This window comes from Leptothoe spongobia TAU-MAC 1115 (assembly GCF_018739885.1).
Lineage (GTDB): Bacteria > Cyanobacteriota > Cyanobacteriia > Phormidesmidales > Phormidesmidaceae > Leptothoe > Leptothoe spongobia.
The window spans coordinates 84,007-101,435 of sequence record NZ_JADOES010000009.1 but is presented as its reverse complement, the minus strand read 5'-3'; the positions used below and the strand labels follow the sequence as shown (position 1 = coordinate 101,435).

The following is a 17,429-nucleotide window of genomic DNA, read 5'->3' as shown; positions in this document are numbered from 1 at the left end:
AAATCAACTCACATCATAATTAATGACCAGACGTATGGGAGCTAACGACCGGGCTAGAATCTGTCTCAGCTATCAATAACCGATCTAACCAACCCCGGTGACGCATGACCGCGAGCAATACAAACAACAAATCCAGACCGACAACACTGGCAATCATCATCTCGGATCCTCCAGTGCCAAAACCATAGCTGTGTAATCCGGTACCCAGGACGAAATTCACCCCGTACCAAGCCATCAGCACCGCGTTGAACGCTACGACACTGGCCACACTAATGCCAAAGTTACCGATCCAGCCCACCAAGCGACCATGGAGAGGCACCAGGTAACATAGCAGCGCGATTAATGCCCAGGTTTCTTTAGGATCCCAACCCCAAAAACGCCCCCAGGAAAAGTGAGCCCAAATCCCCCCAAGAATAATGCCTGCGGTCAGTAGCAATATGCCCACCTGGAGGACTCGGTAATTGAGTTGAGACAGGAGTTTGATGCGTGCCTGAGCATTGGGGGTAAACAAATAACTACCCAAGGCCACATGGCCCAATCCCAAGGCTAGGGCAAAGCTAGCATAGCTCAGGGCAATCGTGGGGACATGAATACTAAGCCAGAAGTTATCCCGGAGTACAGGGACCAGGGGTGAAATGCTGGGGTCCAACACTGCCGGTAGGCTATCGGCCAAAATCAAACACACCACAGACAGTGGTGCGGCTGCCAGTAAGTAATACTTCGATCGCTGGCTCAGCTCAAACATAAGGGCGATGGCGGCAATCCCAAAGCCAACCCAGACGACGGACTCGTACATATTGGTAACGGGGGGACGACCAGCTATCTGCATCCGTAGCCAAAAGCCATAGCCTTGTACCGCGACACCCGCAACAAATGTACCAATGGCCGTCCAATAAAGATTAAAGGGCTGCACCCATAGGGCTATCAGCATGAGCACAAAAGCAATGGCATAGAGTTGCCATGCTTTGGCAAAAGGATGAAAGTGGTTAAAAAATACCTCGCGGTGCATGACACCCCCTGTCGGGTAGATATCTGGGCTAAGACTGGCTAAGCCTGCTTTGAGCGATGTGGCTAGGGGGGCCAGCATGGGCAGGTGGTCCGTCCCTGACAGGATGGTCTGCTTGATAATGGTAAAGCTGGCTAGCAATGGGGCGACTGACTCTGCACCATAAAGAGTCTGGGCTTCGGTAATGCCAACCCATTTGCCTTTGATGTCATTAGGGTGGGGGACTATTGCGATCGCATTATCATTCACCATACTTAGCATCAGCTGCAGCCGGTCCTCAATGGTCAGGGCCTCCCGTTCATCCCGTGTCAAATCCTCGTCATCCATTTGCTTGCGATGGGCCAAGCGCACGATATCTCCCAGAGGTTGATTTTTCATCAACGTCTCAAAGGAGAAATGCTTTTGCTCCAGGTCTAAGCCAGCCAACTCTTTGAGGGGGCGATAGCTGACCAGGACAAAGGGTTCCTCATTCCAATTACGATTGTTGAGCCATAGGGACAAAAATGTCTCCAGAGAACTTTCCTCAATGCCATCGTGTTTATAAGTTGTTCCCCCATAAATTTTGGCAACCGTTTCCTGGGCAACCGTATCCAAGGGCTTTTTCCGCCCCCCCTGCTGCACTGTCATGGTCTCCAAACTATCCAGCGCAGACGGCTGGAATTGGCCGATGGGCATCGCAATTAGCAATAACCCTAGACATAACCCAATCGCAAACTTGAGAACTTTCATTGGCGTGATTTGGCTGCAGTGAATAGTAATTAATAGAGAGGCCGAACTCCCTCAAGTCAAAATTCAAGTCAAAAATTAGAAGATTTTCTCTAACGACTAGAGAAAAAGCTCAAAATAGGAATCGCTGTCACCGTCTCCTCCAGATTCTCCTCTCGTTCGCTAGGACCTAAGATCTCACCCATAAACTTAAGCTTTTTAGCAACTGCTCGACCGTAAAACATGGTGGCGACACCGATAGTGACCATGAGCGATCCTAACCACGTGAGACCGGTGACCCACCAGGGTTCGCGTTTAACCTGCAGGGTGGACTGCGCTAAATCCCCTGGATTCCAAGAAGCCTGAGCAATTTTCCAGCCCTTGAACCAAGTTGGATGATTCATCCAGACTCGACGCTCTGACAGTTCTCCTGTCATCGGCTCCATCAGGGTTACCAAGCTCGTCCACATAGCGACAGACTCACTACCTTCGTTACGTTCGACGATAAAGTCATTAAGCTTAAGGGCAAAGGGCAATTGCATCAGTTTTGGGCTAAAGGCTATATACCAGTCGCCCGTTGTTGTCTCAATAGTAGTCGGCTCTCCCCAGGGCACCCATGCCATTTCTCCATCTGCCGTTGCCACCTGCAGGGCAGGCTCGCCGCCCTCAGCTCCATCCGGGAGGGGAACAACATCGCGCTCCACCCGTGCCTGGGGAATATACTCATCCAGCGTGATGGAAAAATCTGCCCAGCCTGGTGTGACGGCTGTCCCTAAAGCTAGCGACCCCGTCTTAACTCCTTTGGACGATTTAGCGACATAGTAAAGATTATCCTCAGGATCTACTAAGACTCTAAAGAATGCGTCTGGCTGAGTATTGGCAGAAATCGTGTAGCTAAACTTGATATCCAGGGGCCTATCACCAGATATCTGAGTACGAATTGGTTCGAATTCTGGATTACCAAAGATAAACCAACGCTCACTGACATCACCCATGGATAACTCTAGCTGTAAGGCCGGGTTGCGCAACTGTTGGGTCACTGTCTCAGGTTTACCATTGCCATCTAAACGAAAATCAGGCCAAAAATCCTTGATAATGCACTCAATGTCTTCTATGACAACAGGCTGATTTAAACCAGATTTAACATCTATAACTTGTGTTTTATTGGCTAGGGAAAAGTTTAATGTCCCCCATGGCGCACTTGCCTCTTGGGAAGGAATAGTTAAGGCTTGCTGCAGCTCTTGGTCAGAGTGCACCTTTTGAATTTGCAACTCGGCAGGGCCGATATCCATACTGCTGTAGGACCTTGGGGCAATGGCTAACCAGCGTTCCAAGGTTTGACCCATGCGGTCACTATGCAAGGAAAGCTTGACGGCAGAGTTAGGAACCGTAGCACCTTCTGTAAAATGGACGGTCTTGATAGCATGGTTGGTATAACCCAAAAGGGATAACTGACCTAACTGATTAGGTACAACAGTTCCATCATCTTTAATGAATAGAGAGGCCTGTTCAATGACCTGGTCTGATGTCGCAATTTCTAAAAAATCCCCTTCCACCCGCAACGTGCTAACGGGACCACCGTCAGTGCGGGCTAACAGCATGCCTTCCACGCTGAGGTGAATAACAGCTGCTGACCCCGCAATGATCACGACTAAGCCCCAGTGAGCGATGGCAAATCCGACTTTGCGAGCACCTTTCCAGGGATAGCGTAGCAATGTGGAGACACTAAGATTCACGGCTAGAAAAAACATTAAAGCCCCAAACCAGGGACTCTTGTAAATCTCTTGCTGGACAACTGACGATCCAACTTCTGCTTCGTAAAATGTGGCTCCTATCAAGATTGAACCGATGACTATCAGGAGAGGAACCGCCAGCCGAATGGAGCCGATAAATTGGATCACTGCAGAAGTCATAAGCAAGGAGTTGTTGAAGTGGCAGCCGCACAGTGGTGAATAACAATGCCAGTCAGCCGACAATATCTGTTTATCTTTACTGTGAACTCAGGTCTTGTTTGTATACATGGGTACAGAAAATCTGTATTTATGATTTAGCACCTTAGAATTATGCAAAAAGCGAATCCAAGTACCGCAATAAGTGCAATTCAGTCATTATTTTCCTGATGTTTTAAGATACAAACCGGCGCTATTAGCCAGTCGATCAAAAGCCTAATAGCCTATGTACCAATAGATTTGGGGTCTATTGATAATGGCTGAATTCTTGGGAGCGGAATTTTATTTATTAGCAATAAGATCGATTCATTTATTGCAATTGTTAAATGCGGCAAGTGAATAAAATTGTTGTTTTGGTATCTGGCGCCACAAAAAAATAGTTGCGATCGCAATACCTTAATACTTGTCATGGGTAGTTCCCGATCCCTCATAAGTGAGACTTATCACTACTGATAGTTCGGTTTTATATGCCCTGATTTGTTGTTGACATCCTCAATTGTCTGGAGCAATTGTGGTGGATGTAATTTTGAACCATCAAATTTTCGTTATTTGTTGCGGTGTCTCGCTATACTTAGGCGTTTTCCCTTCCTAAGACGATTTTGGGGTTTCTTGAAACAAAGCTTGTGGCCAAAAACTTGTTGGAGTGAGACTAGTAGGCATGTCCTTAAATGTTGAGTTGTTAGAGCAAAGTTTCGAACTCGTTAAGCCCAAGGCTGACGAGTTTGTTGATAGCTTTTACAACAATCTATTCACAGATTATCCGGCGGCTAAGCCCCTGTTTGAGCATTCAAATATGACCAAACAGAAGCAGATGCTGAAAGGCGCTCTAGTCATGGTGATTCAGAACCTTAGGAAGCCGGACGTGCTGAGTGATGCGCTTAAAGGATTGGGAGCCCGTCATGTCAAATATGGTGCCTTGCCAGAGCATTATCCCCTCGTAGGCAACAGTTTGCTCAAGACCCTGGAACAGTATGCAGGTGATGCTTGGACCTTTGAACTCAAGGAATCTTGGGCTGGTGCCTACGGCATAATCACTGAGCTGATGCTTGAAGGCGCTGACTATACTCCAGAAGAAGTTGCGCTTGAAGAAACACCTGCTCCTACTAACGCTGCACCTCCTGAAGAGAGTGGACTGAATGTCGAATTGCTGGAGCAAAGCTTTGCGCTCGTGGCTCCCCAGGCTGACGCTCTAGTATCCACCTTTTACGACAATCTGTTTACAGATTATCCCGATGCCAAGCCTCTGTTTGAGCACACCGATATGGCTAAGCAAAAGACTATGCTGAAGGGCGGTCTTGTGATGGTGGTGGATAACCTACGTAAGCCTGATGTTTTGACTAAGGCTTTAAAAGGTCTGGGGGCTCGTCACGTTAAGTATGGAGCGCTACCTGCCCACTACCCATTGGTGGGTAATAGTTTGCTCAAAACACTTGAACAATATGCTGGGTCTGCTTGGACTGCTGATGTCAAACAGGCTTGGGTTGACGCCTATGGAGCAATCACTGAGCTGATGCTTGAGGGAGCTGAGTATGATCAGCAAGATATTCAGCTTGAAACAGCGCCTACGATTGTTGAACCGCCTGAAGGTATTGGGACAGGAGCAACAGCTGGCATCATTGGTGGCGGTGCAGCGGTGCTTGTTGTACTCATGATGATTTTGCTTTAGTGATGGTTGCTTAAGGATCAGATGGCACGCTCTTTCAAGCAACGACTGGGTAGATTATTGTCGCTAAGGACAGGCATTGTCTTAGCGCTTGTTCTCTTGTTGATGTGGGTGTCGGCAGCCTTTGCCCTGGATCAAAAGCAGGTCTTTTTGCCCGGTGAAACCTCTGAGGGACACCATGTATTTGAAGCTTCATGTGCCTCTTGTCATGAAGGATTTAAGCCGGTTAGCAATGAGAACTGTACCCGCTGTCATCAAGCCGAGTTGGTTGACGATGTGCATGGCACTAAAAAGTTTCGCGATCCGCGTTGGGCGGAGTATCGTGAAAGAGTTGATGTTCTCACCTGCACCGCCTGTCATAACGAACATGTGCATATGTTCGATCGGGGTGTAAATCTACAGCCAGATTTATGTATGGCGTGCCATGAGGAGTTAACTCTTACGCAGCTCAAGAGTCATGAAGGATTTGCGGCTGATGGATGTTGGACTGCTGGTTGTCATAACTATCATGATCATCGCACCATATCCACGGGATTCTTGCGTCAGAACATGGGGGCTCCCTCAATGCTGCCTGTTCAGGAAGTACCCGATCGGGTCGTGGCCACGTCACTGGAAACGGCACCTACCCCAGATCTCCAGAAGGAATTTTTGGGAGGTGGTTCATGATGCGTCTAGTTATTAACCCATGGCTACGGTCCCTGGTTTTGGTGGCGTTATGTGTGATGCTTGTCTTGGGAACAAGTCGAACTGCTAAGGCTAGCACCCAAGAGGAGCTGAGCGATATCACAACGCAGTGGCAGACTAGTGTCCATGCACTCAATGATATTAACTGTGCCAGCTGTCACCAAAGTAAAGAAACAAAAGAGTTTTTGGCCGAACCCAACCATGAAACGTGTCAATCTTGCCATGAACAGGCGGTAGATACCTTTTTGTTGAGTAAGCACGGTATTCGTCTGTTGGAAGGGGATGCGCCCCTAACCCCTGCTATGGCCAGATTGCCCATGAGGCAAGATGCTATGCAGCATCAGATGAACTGTAATGCCTGCCATGATGTGCATTCGGTCAATACCGTTGAGGCATCTGTAGATGCTTGTCTGACTTGTCATAACGATAACCATTCTCTCAACTATCAAAATTCCAAGCATGCTGAGTTGTTTGCAGCAAGCAATGAGTTGCCACGTCCGGGGGCTGGTGCTGTCAGCTGTGCGACTTGCCACCTACCTCGTGTCGTTGCTGAATTTGATGACACCCTTGTACATGTAAACCATAACAATACCTATAATCTCAAGCCGCAGGATCGCATGGTGGGTGATGTGTGTATGAACTGCCACGGCATTGAGTATAGCTACAACAGTATTTTCGACCCTGAGCTGGTCGAAGCCAATTTTGACCGGCCTCCAACGCTAGAGTTGCAGTCTTTCGATCTGATGAAGGCTGCTGAACAGCGGAGGACGGGCAATACCTCTGAATAATTTTCATTATTCAGGACTCTCTGTGTGAATAACGCTCTGGATGTACCAGGAGATAACTTAAATGTTGACAAATTGGATGCAGCGCATGCGCGCTAGAATGATCGCATTATTAGGTTTAGCTGCTGCCGTTTGCTTTACAGCTGTTGCCTGTAGCGGTGGTGGTTCTACTTCTGCTGTAGCCACGGCTACTGGACCCAGTATTTCCCCTGATCTTGTTGCTGACTACATTCATACGGTGTTAGCGGCTGATCGTACTGCTTACACCAAGCATGTTGTTAGTCGTGTCAAAAAACTTGAAGGGAAGGAAAAAGAAAAAGGTGTGTTGAATGTTGAGTCTACCGAAGGTTGGCAGCAAACCGATGGTATTCCTCTTCCGGCTCAGATGTTCCGTTTAGGTTACGAGATTGCGAATGAATCAGGCCTATTTACCTATGGTTTAATTTCCCCTTGGTTTATTAATGACAACCATGGTCCTAAGAGTGAATTTGAGCAAACTGCACTAGATGCCATGGTTGCTTCGGGTGAACCTTACAAGGACTATCAGGAAGTGGGGGGGCAAGCCTATTTCTCCGCTATGTATCCTGACAAAGCGGTTGCTGAAGCTTGTGTAAGTTGCCATAATACCCACCCAGTTCACCTAGAGCGCTATCCTGATAAACAGTTTGAGATGGGTGAAGTCATGGGCGGTGTTGTGATCAATATCCCTGTTGAAAGTATGCCTGCTGCTTAGGATGATGTTAAGTACGGCTCTTTTCTCTCCTCAATTAGTTCGAGCTAGTTTCGCTAGTTTTTAAGAGAGGTTTGTAAACATTAGGGATAGTTTTATTGGTAATTGCCCATGACTCTATCTCTAATGTTGCTATTTTTCGATTGCTATTTCCTGTCTAGGAATAATGAAGCCTAAATTTTCCACGCTTATCCTCTTGACGCTCTTGAGTGCTTTTCTACTGGCTCCTTTTGTGGTGAGTCCGATTTATCTCGATGCGCTGCGAGAACGCTCTATCGAGCTGCATCAGTTTATTCGTGGAGAAGTGTATAAGCAGGTAACAGGATATGTCGCCCTGTCATTTGTTGTTTTAGAAATGTTGTTATCGCTGCGCAAACGCGGACGGAAATGGCTTGGCAAGTTTAAACTGCCTGGTTCTGTAATCCTGTGGCGTAGTTTGCATATTTTTTTGGGTGTAGGTTTGTTAGCCGTTGTCGCGATTCATACGATTGGTGCAACAGGTTTAAATTTCAATGCTGTGTTTTTATGGATATTCTTTGCGGTGACGCTGTCTGCTCTGGTCGGGGTGGTAGCAGAGACAGGAGTTTTGGAGTCCCCACGCAAGATCTTTAGTCTGCCAGGGAATAAAGATATAGCAGTGACCAAAGGGCCATTGATTCGCAATATGCGGGCCATATGGCTACCGACTCACATATTTTTGGTGAGTGTCTTTATCCTAATGCTAGGGGTACATGTGTTCCTGGCTTACTACTATCGCTAAGGCATAGGTATGGTTTCTTCTAATCCTAAGGACATGGCAAGTAGCTCTACTAGCACTTCTCCATTGATGAAATTGGCCGGAGTGATCATTGCGGTGGTAGCTGCAGTGATGGTGACGTTACTGATAACCCGACCGGTAGAGACAGCTAGCAGTTTTACCCCTCTTTCGGGGCTGATGACCTTAAAGACGATGGCGGCTGAGTCGATGTCCTATGGGGATGCGATCGCATCCCCCCAGCCCACATTCATTGAGTTCTATGCCGACTGGTGCACCACCTGTCAGGGCATGTCCACCACCATTGCCGACTTACATCAGCAATACGGCGATCACATTAACTTTGTCATGCTAGATATTGACGATCCACAGTGGGCGGCGCAAGTGGCCGACTACGGTGCCTCTGGCGTACCCCAATTTACGTTACTAGATGGGTACCATAGCGAGGTCAAAACATGGGTGGGTAAAGTACCCAAACCCATCCTCGCTAATGTTTTTGACCAGCTGCTTGGGTAGGTAACGTTATGACCCTATTAGACCGATTTCTCAGACTATTAGAATTTTTAGAATCTGCCCAGGAAGTATTTGAGTTTCTGACAGATCCTATGGGACTATCAGGTGTTTTAGCCATTTGCCTCTACTTTCCCATCCAGGCTTTAGGTTGTGATGCCTCGGCAGCCGCTACCCTGGCTTGTACAGCAGCGCTGACATTCTTCTGCTTGGTTGAGAAACCTGACTTTTAGAAAAGAGATAGTCACAACAGTTAAGCACTGCGCGATCGCATGCCAGATACCCATGGCATCGTGATTGAGGGGCTACCCGCTAAAGCAATCTCATTCGTCAACATTGTATTCGTTAAATCTGCGCCCCTCAGATTAGCACCGGTTAAGTTGGCACCGGTTAAATCCGCATTCGTTAAATTTGCCCCACGCAGATCAGCATTTTGCAAGTTGGTATTTTTTAGACAGCTACCTCTAAGATTAGCGGCGGTTAGATCAGCCCTACTAAAGCAGGCACCTGTAAAATTCGCATGACTCAAATTGCTACCTTCTAAATTTGCGGATGCAAAGTTTGCGCCCATAGCGATGACTTGTGAGAAATTACTCCAAGCAGCATCCGCTTCTGCCCACTGAGTTCTAATTAATCTCGCTGTGGCCCAATCAGTCTGATGTAAGAGCGCACCACTAAAATCAGCATCGATGGCCCAAGCACCCCAGCACTTGGCCTTAGAAAAATTAGCATCCTGAGCAGCGACCTCACATAATGTGGCTCCAGTCAGGTTACTTTCGAACCAAGTGGCATGCTCCAGCTTAGCTGCTGTCAAATTGGCACAGCTCCAATCAGCTTGGCGGACATCAGCTCGGGTTAGATCTGTCCAAAGACCCTGTAACCAGATGCCCACACTATGCTGAAGATTTGCGCCTGTAAATAGGGCTCCACTCACGTCAGCCCAGATCAGCCGCGCTTGATGCATATGGCTATAGCTAAAATCTAACCCACTCAGATTGGCCTGATAAAAATCAGGTTGGGTGAGCCGCAAATGGCAAAAATTACGTTCAGTTTGATGATACTTCTGCCAAAAAAGTTCTATGTCCATTGGCTTGAGAGATAGATGACACAATGATTCACCACCTAACTGCACCGTCATTGCCCGTAACTATGGAATCTATCCAGGTACGTTTAAAGCTCCGCTTTTGTTGAGCCAAATAACTTGCGCCTTAGTCAAGCCCTGAACATCAGTAAAGATGGCTCCCGTTACGTCGCTATCAGTAAAGTCCACTGCAGTCAAGTTAGCATTCTCAAAGTTGGCCTGTTGGAGATTAGCCCCAGCAAAGTTAGCACCCGCTAAATTTGCTCCTTCTAGCTGTATCCCCATCATGGAAGCACCGGCCCAATCGGTTTTAATCAAACTGGTGGCATTTAAAGTCGCCCAATCTGCTTGGGCCTGGATCAGGACAGCACCATCTAGTTGTGCGTTTTCTAAGCTGGCATTGAGTAAATTAGCATCGATCAAATTGGCCCCGCTGAGGTTTGCCTTTTCCAAGCAGGCTGATTCTAGATCCGCATTTTGGAACGAGGTACCTCGTAAGGTTGCCCGATGTAAATGGCTACGGGTAAGGTTGGTCCCTTCAAAGATGGCTTCGCTAAAGTCTGCATCGTTTAACTTGGCTCTGACTAAGTTCGCCCAGTGAAATTTGGTGCGATGCCCGATCGCATTGGATAAATCAGCTTGGGTCAAGGTGGCAAACGATAAGTCTGCCTCAGTCAAATGTGCGCCATGAAACTTTGCTTTAGGGGCCTGCAGCTCTCGGAAAATGCCACGTTCCAAGCGGGCACGGGTTAGCTCAGCAGCATCAAAGCGGGCTTTATCAAAGCAAGCGTCTGAGAGTACGGCTAATATTAAAGTTGCTTTAGAGAAGTCCGTACCCTCGCAGGAAGCTCCGGTTAGATTCGCTTGGCGTAAATATGCCTGGGTAAAGTTCCCTCGATCTAAGGCCGCTCCACCTAAATCAATATGGCTCAGCTCAGCTCGACGTAAGGACTGCTGATGACTGACTTTTGAAAGCACTTCGCTGACAGTAAGCTGAGCCATAATCTCAAAATTCCTTGAACGGTATCAGAAGTAACACTTTAATCTTTCTAACTGTATAATACACAACAGTTTTCTGAAATTCCTGTGGATTAAGAATTATTAGAGATTCTTTGTCTTGTTTTGATGACATTGTGAGAATTCTGAAGGAATGCGGATCCTGCATCAATTAGATTCTTTATTTGCATGAATGATACTCAGTTTTTAAGAACTTCCAGGAATCTTGTAACAGCAGGAGATGGGGGAACATTTGCGAGGATGGCCACACCGATGATCCGCTCTAGAGGGACGGGTAAGGATCGGCTTTCTACTGTGTCAGGAATGGGCATGGCGGCTAAACGCGGCAGGATGGCGGCCCCTAATCCCTGGGCGACCATGCTGACAATGGTGGAATCTTCTTTGACGTTGTAAGCCACCTGGAGAGGTTGTTGCCAGCGTGACCAATGTTCTCTCACGGCGGTGGTGCATTCGGCATAGTTCAACAAGATAAAAGATTGAGTAGATAGCTCATCCCAGGTGATGGGTTGTGTGGCAGGACCCTCTGTTTTAGCTTCTGTTTTAGGGAGTAGGACTACATACTCATCTCGGATAATCTCCCAGGTTGTAAAGTCTTCTGAGCGGGGTAATGGTAGCAGTCCTAAGTCGGCATCGCCGTTACGTAGTGCTTGTTCTACGCCTGCTGGATCAAATTCGTCCAGGCTGACATCCACTCGCGGGTATGTCCGTTGAAATTGAGCGATTTTAGGTGGCAGTAGGTGGGTGGCTGCACTGCGAAAAGAGGCAATGCGCAGTCGGCTGTTGTAGAGTGCTTTTTCGAGATTTACTTCGTATTCGATGGATTCTCGTAGTTCTAATATCTGTTGCGCGTGGGCGACGACTCGCTCGCCGACGTAGGTGAGTTTAGCGCCCAGACGGCCGCGTATAAGTAGCGGCACATTGAGTTCGTTTTCTAGGGATGCGATCGCACGACTAACCGCTGATTGGGACATATCCAACTGCAAAGCCGCATCCGAGAAACTACCACATTGGCCAATGGTCACCAGCACCCTGAGTTGAGAAATGTTCATTGATAGAAGCTATTCGGTTAACGCATACATACACACCGCTGGACGATTTGATCCTTCAAATAGACGTCGTTAAGGTTAATCCATCATCACGCTTGATCAGCCACACGTCACCTTATGTTTGCACTCTATTCATTTGAAAAGTTTCGGGACACACCCAGTGTTCAGTTTTTTGATATTACAGTTCCTCACTCCAATGCCCGTGATTTAGTCTTTCACAATGGTCCTGCCATCAGTCCTCACAGTTCGAAAACAGGCGATTGGCAATTTTATTTACACCCTCGTCAAGAAGACAACCTCTTGGCACTATCAGGGGGCCGAATATTTTACTTAGTCAACTTTAACTGGGACTACCCATTTCACCGCGTACGTCTTGAGCAAAATGCAAGAATATTGCGCATTCCACCCGGTACCTTTCACCGGTCAGAATCTGATCCGCAGGGCTCCTTAGTGATTAATCAAGCCGTACGCCAGACCAGTGCAACGGTCCATAGCGAGTTTCGAGTTTACAACAGTGCTGAGATTCCTAAGCTCAAAACCCTTCTCGCCTCCGGCTTGCCGCCCATAGACCATGGCTTCCTGCCAAAGGAGGAATTGGTTCAAGCCCCAATAGCGGCATAATGCCCTGGTTCCTACGATAATAGTGTGATTAGTTTGATTGCGGTAAACGATGCTAACCGATAATTCAGTAAAGCCCCAGTTTGACGGAGGTACTCTAACAGAGCCTCCAGTTGTTAAAGTGGGCCAAACGTCACTAAGTTAAGCGGTGCAACCTTTAAATTAAGAAGGATACCTACCTTCGCACACTGCAGTTGCATCTGTTGCATTGAGCCTGCAGCTAGCTCGGACGCATCTATGGCTAGCCCCAACATTACCAAACTACCGGCAGTACCCTGGCCAACATTAGCGGGTGCATCCTTACTAATGCATGGCATTGCCCTGAGCTTTGGGTTGCCACGTATGATCCAGGTAAGTAACCCTCCCCCCCCGGCTTCGGTTGATATTCCTGTCACACTGGTGGACGATGCCGCTGCTCCAGCCGCGCCTGTGCCAGTCACGGCTGGAGCAGTGACGGCTACGCCGTCAGTCAACCCCTCTAATACTGAGCCAGAAACGCCAACATCTATAGGTGGTCAAAATGCTGATGTTAAGCCATTAGAGCAGCAAGTGGAGCGCTCTCAATCTCCCACACAAAAACCACCTGTATCATCAGACTCAGATCGTCCTGAGCAACCTATCTCCAAGCCAGAAAACATTAACAAACCCTCTCGTGAGACCATCCCTGATCAGCAACCGCCTGCTGCGAATCAGCCTGCCATAGATAGCGGTGTACCCGCCAGTGATGAATCAGGTGGTCACTCCGAGAATGCTAGTCCTGGGCCAACTCAAGTGAGCGTTATTGATGATGTCCAACTCCCCAAAGATTCCGGTGGTGATCAGATTGATCAATATCCAATTCCGATTTTTCAAATGCCGATCACGTTTGACATCCCCAGTAATCATGCTTGTCAAGGCAGTTTGTCCAGGGATGTCATTAATTTGGGTGTAGTGGTCGATGCCGATGGCTTAGTGTCTTCATTCCGACGGCTGCAGCCAGATATTTATGCCCAAGACTCGGATCTGACTCTAGCTGACTGTCTATTCAGCACGGCCCTAGTCGATCCCAATGTTCTTCGTTTTACCCCTGCTATACGTCTGACCAATATTGGCGAGGAAGAAGCTGTGGCAACAGATCGCCTGCAGTTACGCTTACGGTTTAGTAGGAGTTAAAAACTCTGTATCTTATCCGGCTGTTCCACGGCAAACTGTGCTAACCTAGCAAAGCTAGTTGAGTTTAGCTCAATTAGTTGCTCACCTTGCGGGTGTAGTTTAGTGGTAAAACCCTAGCCTTCCAAGCTAATGATGGGGGTTCGATTCCCCCCACCCGCTTTATTAATGTACATTAAAGAGCTATTTGTCCGTTTTAAGGAATTAATGTCCATTCCCACGAATCTATGGGGAATTGAGGTCTTCGTAAAAAAATTGACTTGCTTTTTCCCAGTTTTAAGGAATTAATGTCCAAATACGGCATCTGATCACCGTTCATGTTGGAAGGCTAAGGTTTCTTTCAGTCCGCTCAATATTCACAATTAGTAATTCTTTGATTCAGTTAAAACGGCCTTTACTTAGTGCTCTACACTTAGAGTGTTTTTAGTGAACCTATAAAGACATGGTCCAAGATAGTAGGGGTTTAGATTATCAGTCTCTCTAACCCCAATAGGCTGTTGCTAAGTCTTCATTCAAGCCTTGGAGTAAGGGATTACTTTCAGCTCCTCTACCTCCAATAAGGCTATTGGCAAGACACGACTTGCGCTTTCGACGTGACTCTCTGGCTTCTTTCAGTCCCTCTCCTCCAATAGACTATTGGCAGGTCTGCCAGCTCAAACCATACACGATAGTATCTCAAACTCGACTTCTGGCAAAGCTTGTTCAGCAGCATCAAAAATTTCTTGATTCTGATAAGTATTGTTGTTCGGATGTGATGAAAAGCTCTCAGTGATTGGGTTTGAAATTTTGGCAAACCTCCTAGAAAAGTCAATCTCGCTGGAGGTTTGCCAAAAAATGAGAAGACTCCTCCTTGCTCGGAGGCGATTCAGTAGCTGCCACGCCACGTATACCTGTATCCTTATGACTATGGCGTGAACCATGTCACAAAAACATAGCTCCCTTGATGCTAGGCGCGACCCTGCACCATAGCTGTAAAACAAGTTCTACAGCGGAAGCAGACAACTACTCGGAGCGGAAAGAACTTAAACTGCCCCACACTTATCACTGGTTCTCAAGGAATCCAGCGCGCTATTGAGTCAATATTAAATTTTCTAGGTTCAAAGTTTTTCTCTTTGTTACGCAGCTTCAACTTGTCGTTGAGACAATGCCATCTTTGCAGATTTTTCAACCAAACTGACAGATGACAGTTGTTTGGCAATTACGACTTTAAGCCCATGCTTACGGGCACATGCCTGGATACAAGCGGCTAATTCTTGATAGGGCCAAGCATGGAAGCTAGCTCGATACTCTTTTCGGTATTGTTTCTGCCGATTTTTATCGTTCGGGTACTTGCGGGTTGCGCTGGCTTGAATGTCGCTCTCGACGCTCTCTCGTATACCCTCCAATTTTGGCACTACTATTGTTGCGACTTGGCGATCGCACGCGAGTTCAACTAGCTTTGCTGCGATCAAACGGTTGAGATAAAGGCTGAGATTAGATGCGGATTTAGATACGGATGATTTATGGAAACAACGGTCCTGTTGCTGTGCTTTGGCTCTGAGTCGACGATCTTGCTGATACTGCTGTTGCACTCGATTTACCAGCCGATAGGGCTTAGCTTTTGTTTCAGAGCCAGGCTGTCTGGTGTTGAGTTGACCCTTATTAGGATGATAACGTTCGGCATCATCTTTGCTTACTATTTTCAGTTTTCCATTGCGCCACAGTTTTTTCTGAGGCCCTTGTCTGAGAAGGGCTCGGGTATTGTAGGTTTCCAACACCTGGTCCAATGACACGTCAGCAACAGCCACAGTAACGGGCTCATGACGGCTAAAGCTGATGCCCATTACAAGCTGGGGATTACCTTGATATGTTGATTGACTAGGGCGAGGTGGTGGAGAGTTGTTTTGTAGTCGTTGAAGTTGGGTCTGTTTTCTTTTTAAGTTCCGAGACTGATCAGGGCTGAGATTTGATGTGTTCTGTAACTCGATTGCTTTGCTCACAATCTGTTGAACAGCAGTCTGTTCTTCATGCTGGATTTGTTCTGTCCCTTCAGCTGTGAGAGCCCGTCTATCAATGCTGCAATGGAGGTAGAGGCGGTGAGTATCCCATGGGTCAGTATATTCAGGCTTCCCTTTCTTACGATTAAGTTTGTTGCGGTGCTTTAGCCGCTTGTCTGGTAGCCAGAGTAGTTGAACTGACCTTAGAGTGAAAAGTGCTCCAGAAAACTGTTCTTCTTGGGATCTTGAGCGATTAGTTTGATAGTCAGCAACAAACTGCTTAAAGATAGGCAGTTGGCGGCGATCGCAATTTACGACAAATTCATAATTTGACAGGCCCTTAAAGCTCACTGAAATTTTGTCGCTGTTTTGTTTCCAGTAGAATTCACCGGAGCCTGAGTAACTTACCGGATAAGGAAGCTCATTCCAAAGCGGCATTTGCTGTTGTTGGGTCAGTTGTTCTTCAACAGTAGCCTCATCCACTTCGTCAGGGTTGGTTTCCTCAGGAAGCATGACAGTATCCAGTAGCATTTGGAGATGCCGCTGGCCTGTAGGGTCTCGGCCTTTAGGAAGTTGGCTTTGGATTTGAACCTCCAGGCGCTGCACCTCAATCTTCTTTGCTTCAAGGAGTTCCTGGAGTGTGCGGAGATTAATTTCCTGTGCTGGGACTTCCAGTTTGTTAACCAATAGATGGTTGATAGCACGTTTCCTCAATGGGCTTTTGGTGGCTTCGTGCATCTCCAATAGAATGCCCAGCAATTCTCGTTCTAAATGGATTGAATCATCTTTAGGCTTCTGCTGTGATAGTTTTTTCCTCGCTTTAGAGAGTGCGTTTTGGGCGTTTTGACGAATGTCATCCAGACTGACGAGATGGACCTTTGCCAGTTCAAGCTCTGTTTCAACCGCTTGTATCCATCGCTGTTTGCCGATGATTTGTGCTAGACGTTTGCGATGCGACGCCAGCCAGGAGGCGTAGATTTCAGAGGTCAGCCTTTTGGCAGAGTCATGAAAGCGACCGGGCAGATGAGCGTAGGCTGGCTGGTGCTTCAGAGCATCATGTAAAGGTTTGATGGCTTTACTGTTTGGAATGTACCCCTGCTGTCGCCACTGGCTGAACTCAGGCTGCTGCGGGATTAGCTCTAGCAGATCATTGACCAGCAATGTGTAGGGCTGCATCAATGTCCACAGATGCCTACGTGTCTCTTGGCTGGCAGTTAATGCGCAGCGAATCGTGAAGTAGTCGGCTGACATGGCATCAAAGCCTCCAGAACGAAAATTTTAGGAATTAGCGTTATTGAGGTTGGCAGTATCATACAGAAAATAATTGTCACGGTGACAAGTAGACTGACCATGACTATTGCTCCAAAATATCCCCTTGAAGGACACTGGGAAGCGCTAGATACATATCTTCATCCCAGCGGTGAACGGCAAATGGCGCTTGAGGAGTTTCTGCAGTTTTGGAATGTCTCGCGGGAAGAGCTTGCTTACATCTGTGATTGCTCTCTTACCACGGTGAATCATTGGTTCTCTCAAGGGGAGCACAGGCGAATGCCCAGCGAAAAGCATGAGCAGCGGCTCGCACTAGCTCATCATATTTGGACTACGGTCGAGACGGAACCTGAATATCTGCAGAAACTCAGGGAAATGTATCATCAGAATCGGCGTAGAGCCTCTGAAAAATAGTTTGCCATTTGGCAAGACTTTCTTGTCTGATTGACAACCTGCTAGGTAGCGTAAAGCTGGAATGATTGCTCAA

16 protein-coding genes and 1 tRNA gene are annotated in these 17,429 nt (G+C 47.4%); 11 read left to right on the top strand and 6 right to left on the bottom strand.

Going from position 1 to position 17,429, the window contains the following annotated elements:
* Positions 1-19: 19 nt before the first annotated feature.
* Positions 20-1,735 (bottom strand): cytochrome c biogenesis protein, encoded by a 1,716-nt coding sequence (locus IXB50_RS06840; protein WP_215608199.1) that lies wholly within the window; start codon positions 1,733-1,735, stop codon positions 20-22.
* 89 nt (positions 1,736-1,824) lie between these two features.
* Positions 1,825-3,624 carry a cytochrome c biogenesis protein ResB gene (locus IXB50_RS06835; RefSeq protein WP_215608198.1) on the bottom strand — a complete coding sequence of 600 codons (1,800 nt, stop codon included), beginning with the start codon at positions 3,622-3,624 and terminating at the stop codon, positions 1,825-1,827.
* 694 nt (positions 3,625-4,318) lie between these two features.
* Between IXB50_RS06835 and IXB50_RS06830 the strand changes: the two genes are divergently transcribed.
* From IXB50_RS06830 to IXB50_RS06800, 7 genes are all read left to right on the top strand, one after another.
* Positions 4,319-5,326, top strand: a complete 1,008-nt coding sequence (locus IXB50_RS06830; protein ID WP_215608197.1) for a globin family protein — start codon at positions 4,319-4,321, stop codon at positions 5,324-5,326.
* A gap of 21 nt (positions 5,327-5,347) precedes the next feature.
* Positions 5,348-5,989, top strand: coding sequence for a cytochrome c3 family protein (locus IXB50_RS06825; protein WP_215608196.1), 642 nt, complete (start codon positions 5,348-5,350; stop codon positions 5,987-5,989).
* Positions 5,986-6,795 (top strand): cytochrome c3 family protein, encoded by an 810-nt coding sequence (locus tag IXB50_RS06820; protein WP_246564191.1) that lies wholly within the window; start codon positions 5,986-5,988, stop codon positions 6,793-6,795. The genes IXB50_RS06825 and IXB50_RS06820 overlap by 4 nt, the downstream gene beginning before the upstream one ends.
* Positions 6,796-6,856: 61 nt before the next feature.
* Positions 6,857-7,525: a Tll0287-like domain-containing protein gene (locus IXB50_RS06815; RefSeq protein ID WP_215608195.1), complete on the top strand. Its 669-nt coding sequence runs from the start codon at positions 6,857-6,859 to the stop codon at positions 7,523-7,525.
* Between the two features lie 163 nt (positions 7,526-7,688).
* Complete coding sequence (locus IXB50_RS06810; RefSeq protein ID WP_215608194.1) at positions 7,689-8,282, top strand: hypothetical protein; 594 nt, start codon at positions 7,689-7,691, stop codon at positions 8,280-8,282.
* Positions 8,283-8,291: 9 nt separating this feature from the next.
* Positions 8,292-8,792 (top strand): thioredoxin domain-containing protein, encoded by a 501-nt coding sequence (locus tag IXB50_RS06805; protein ID WP_215608193.1) that lies wholly within the window; start codon positions 8,292-8,294, stop codon positions 8,790-8,792.
* 8 nt (positions 8,793-8,800) lie between these two features.
* Positions 8,801-9,019 carry a hypothetical protein gene (locus IXB50_RS06800; protein ID WP_215608192.1) on the top strand — a complete coding sequence of 73 codons (219 nt, stop codon included), beginning with the start codon at positions 8,801-8,803 and terminating at the stop codon, positions 9,017-9,019.
* 20 nt (positions 9,020-9,039) lie between these two features.
* Here IXB50_RS06800 and IXB50_RS06795 read toward each other — a convergent pair whose 3' ends face one another.
* The 3 genes from IXB50_RS06795 to IXB50_RS06785 form a co-directional block, all read right to left on the bottom strand.
* Complete coding sequence (locus IXB50_RS06795; RefSeq protein ID WP_215608191.1) at positions 9,040-9,873, bottom strand: pentapeptide repeat-containing protein; 834 nt, start codon at positions 9,871-9,873, stop codon at positions 9,040-9,042.
* A 69-nt stretch (positions 9,874-9,942) separates the two neighbouring features.
* The gene (locus IXB50_RS06790; RefSeq protein ID WP_215608190.1) at positions 9,943-10,869 is read right to left on the bottom strand and encodes a pentapeptide repeat-containing protein; all 927 of its coding nucleotides are present in this window, start codon (positions 10,867-10,869) and stop codon (positions 9,943-9,945) included.
* A 194-nt stretch (positions 10,870-11,063) separates the two neighbouring features.
* Positions 11,064-11,933 (bottom strand): LysR family transcriptional regulator, encoded by an 870-nt coding sequence (locus IXB50_RS06785; protein ID WP_215608189.1) that lies wholly within the window; start codon positions 11,931-11,933, stop codon positions 11,064-11,066.
* Between the two features lie 114 nt (positions 11,934-12,047).
* Between IXB50_RS06785 and IXB50_RS06780 the strand changes: the two genes are divergently transcribed.
* From IXB50_RS06780 to IXB50_RS06770, 3 genes are all read left to right on the top strand, one after another.
* Positions 12,048-12,551, top strand: coding sequence for a redox protein (locus IXB50_RS06780; protein ID WP_215608188.1), 504 nt, complete (start codon positions 12,048-12,050; stop codon positions 12,549-12,551).
* Positions 12,552-12,785: 234 nt separating this feature from the next.
* Positions 12,786-13,700: a hypothetical protein gene (locus tag IXB50_RS06775; RefSeq protein WP_215608187.1), complete on the top strand. Its 915-nt coding sequence runs from the start codon at positions 12,786-12,788 to the stop codon at positions 13,698-13,700.
* Positions 13,701-13,788: 88 nt separating this feature from the next.
* Positions 13,789-13,859, top strand: a tRNA-Gly gene (locus IXB50_RS06770).
* A 953-nt stretch (positions 13,860-14,812) separates the two neighbouring features.
* Here IXB50_RS06770 and cas12k read toward each other — a convergent pair.
* Positions 14,813-16,924: a type V CRISPR-associated protein Cas12k gene (gene cas12k / locus IXB50_RS06765; RefSeq protein WP_215608186.1), complete on the bottom strand. Its 2,112-nt coding sequence runs from the start codon at positions 16,922-16,924 to the stop codon at positions 14,813-14,815.
* A gap of 99 nt (positions 16,925-17,023) precedes the next feature.
* Here cas12k and IXB50_RS06760 point away from each other — a divergent pair, with 99 nt between their 5' ends.
* Positions 17,024-17,356, top strand: coding sequence for a hypothetical protein (locus IXB50_RS06760; protein WP_215608185.1), 333 nt, complete (start codon positions 17,024-17,026; stop codon positions 17,354-17,356).
* The last annotated feature ends 73 nt before the right edge of the window (positions 17,357-17,429 follow it).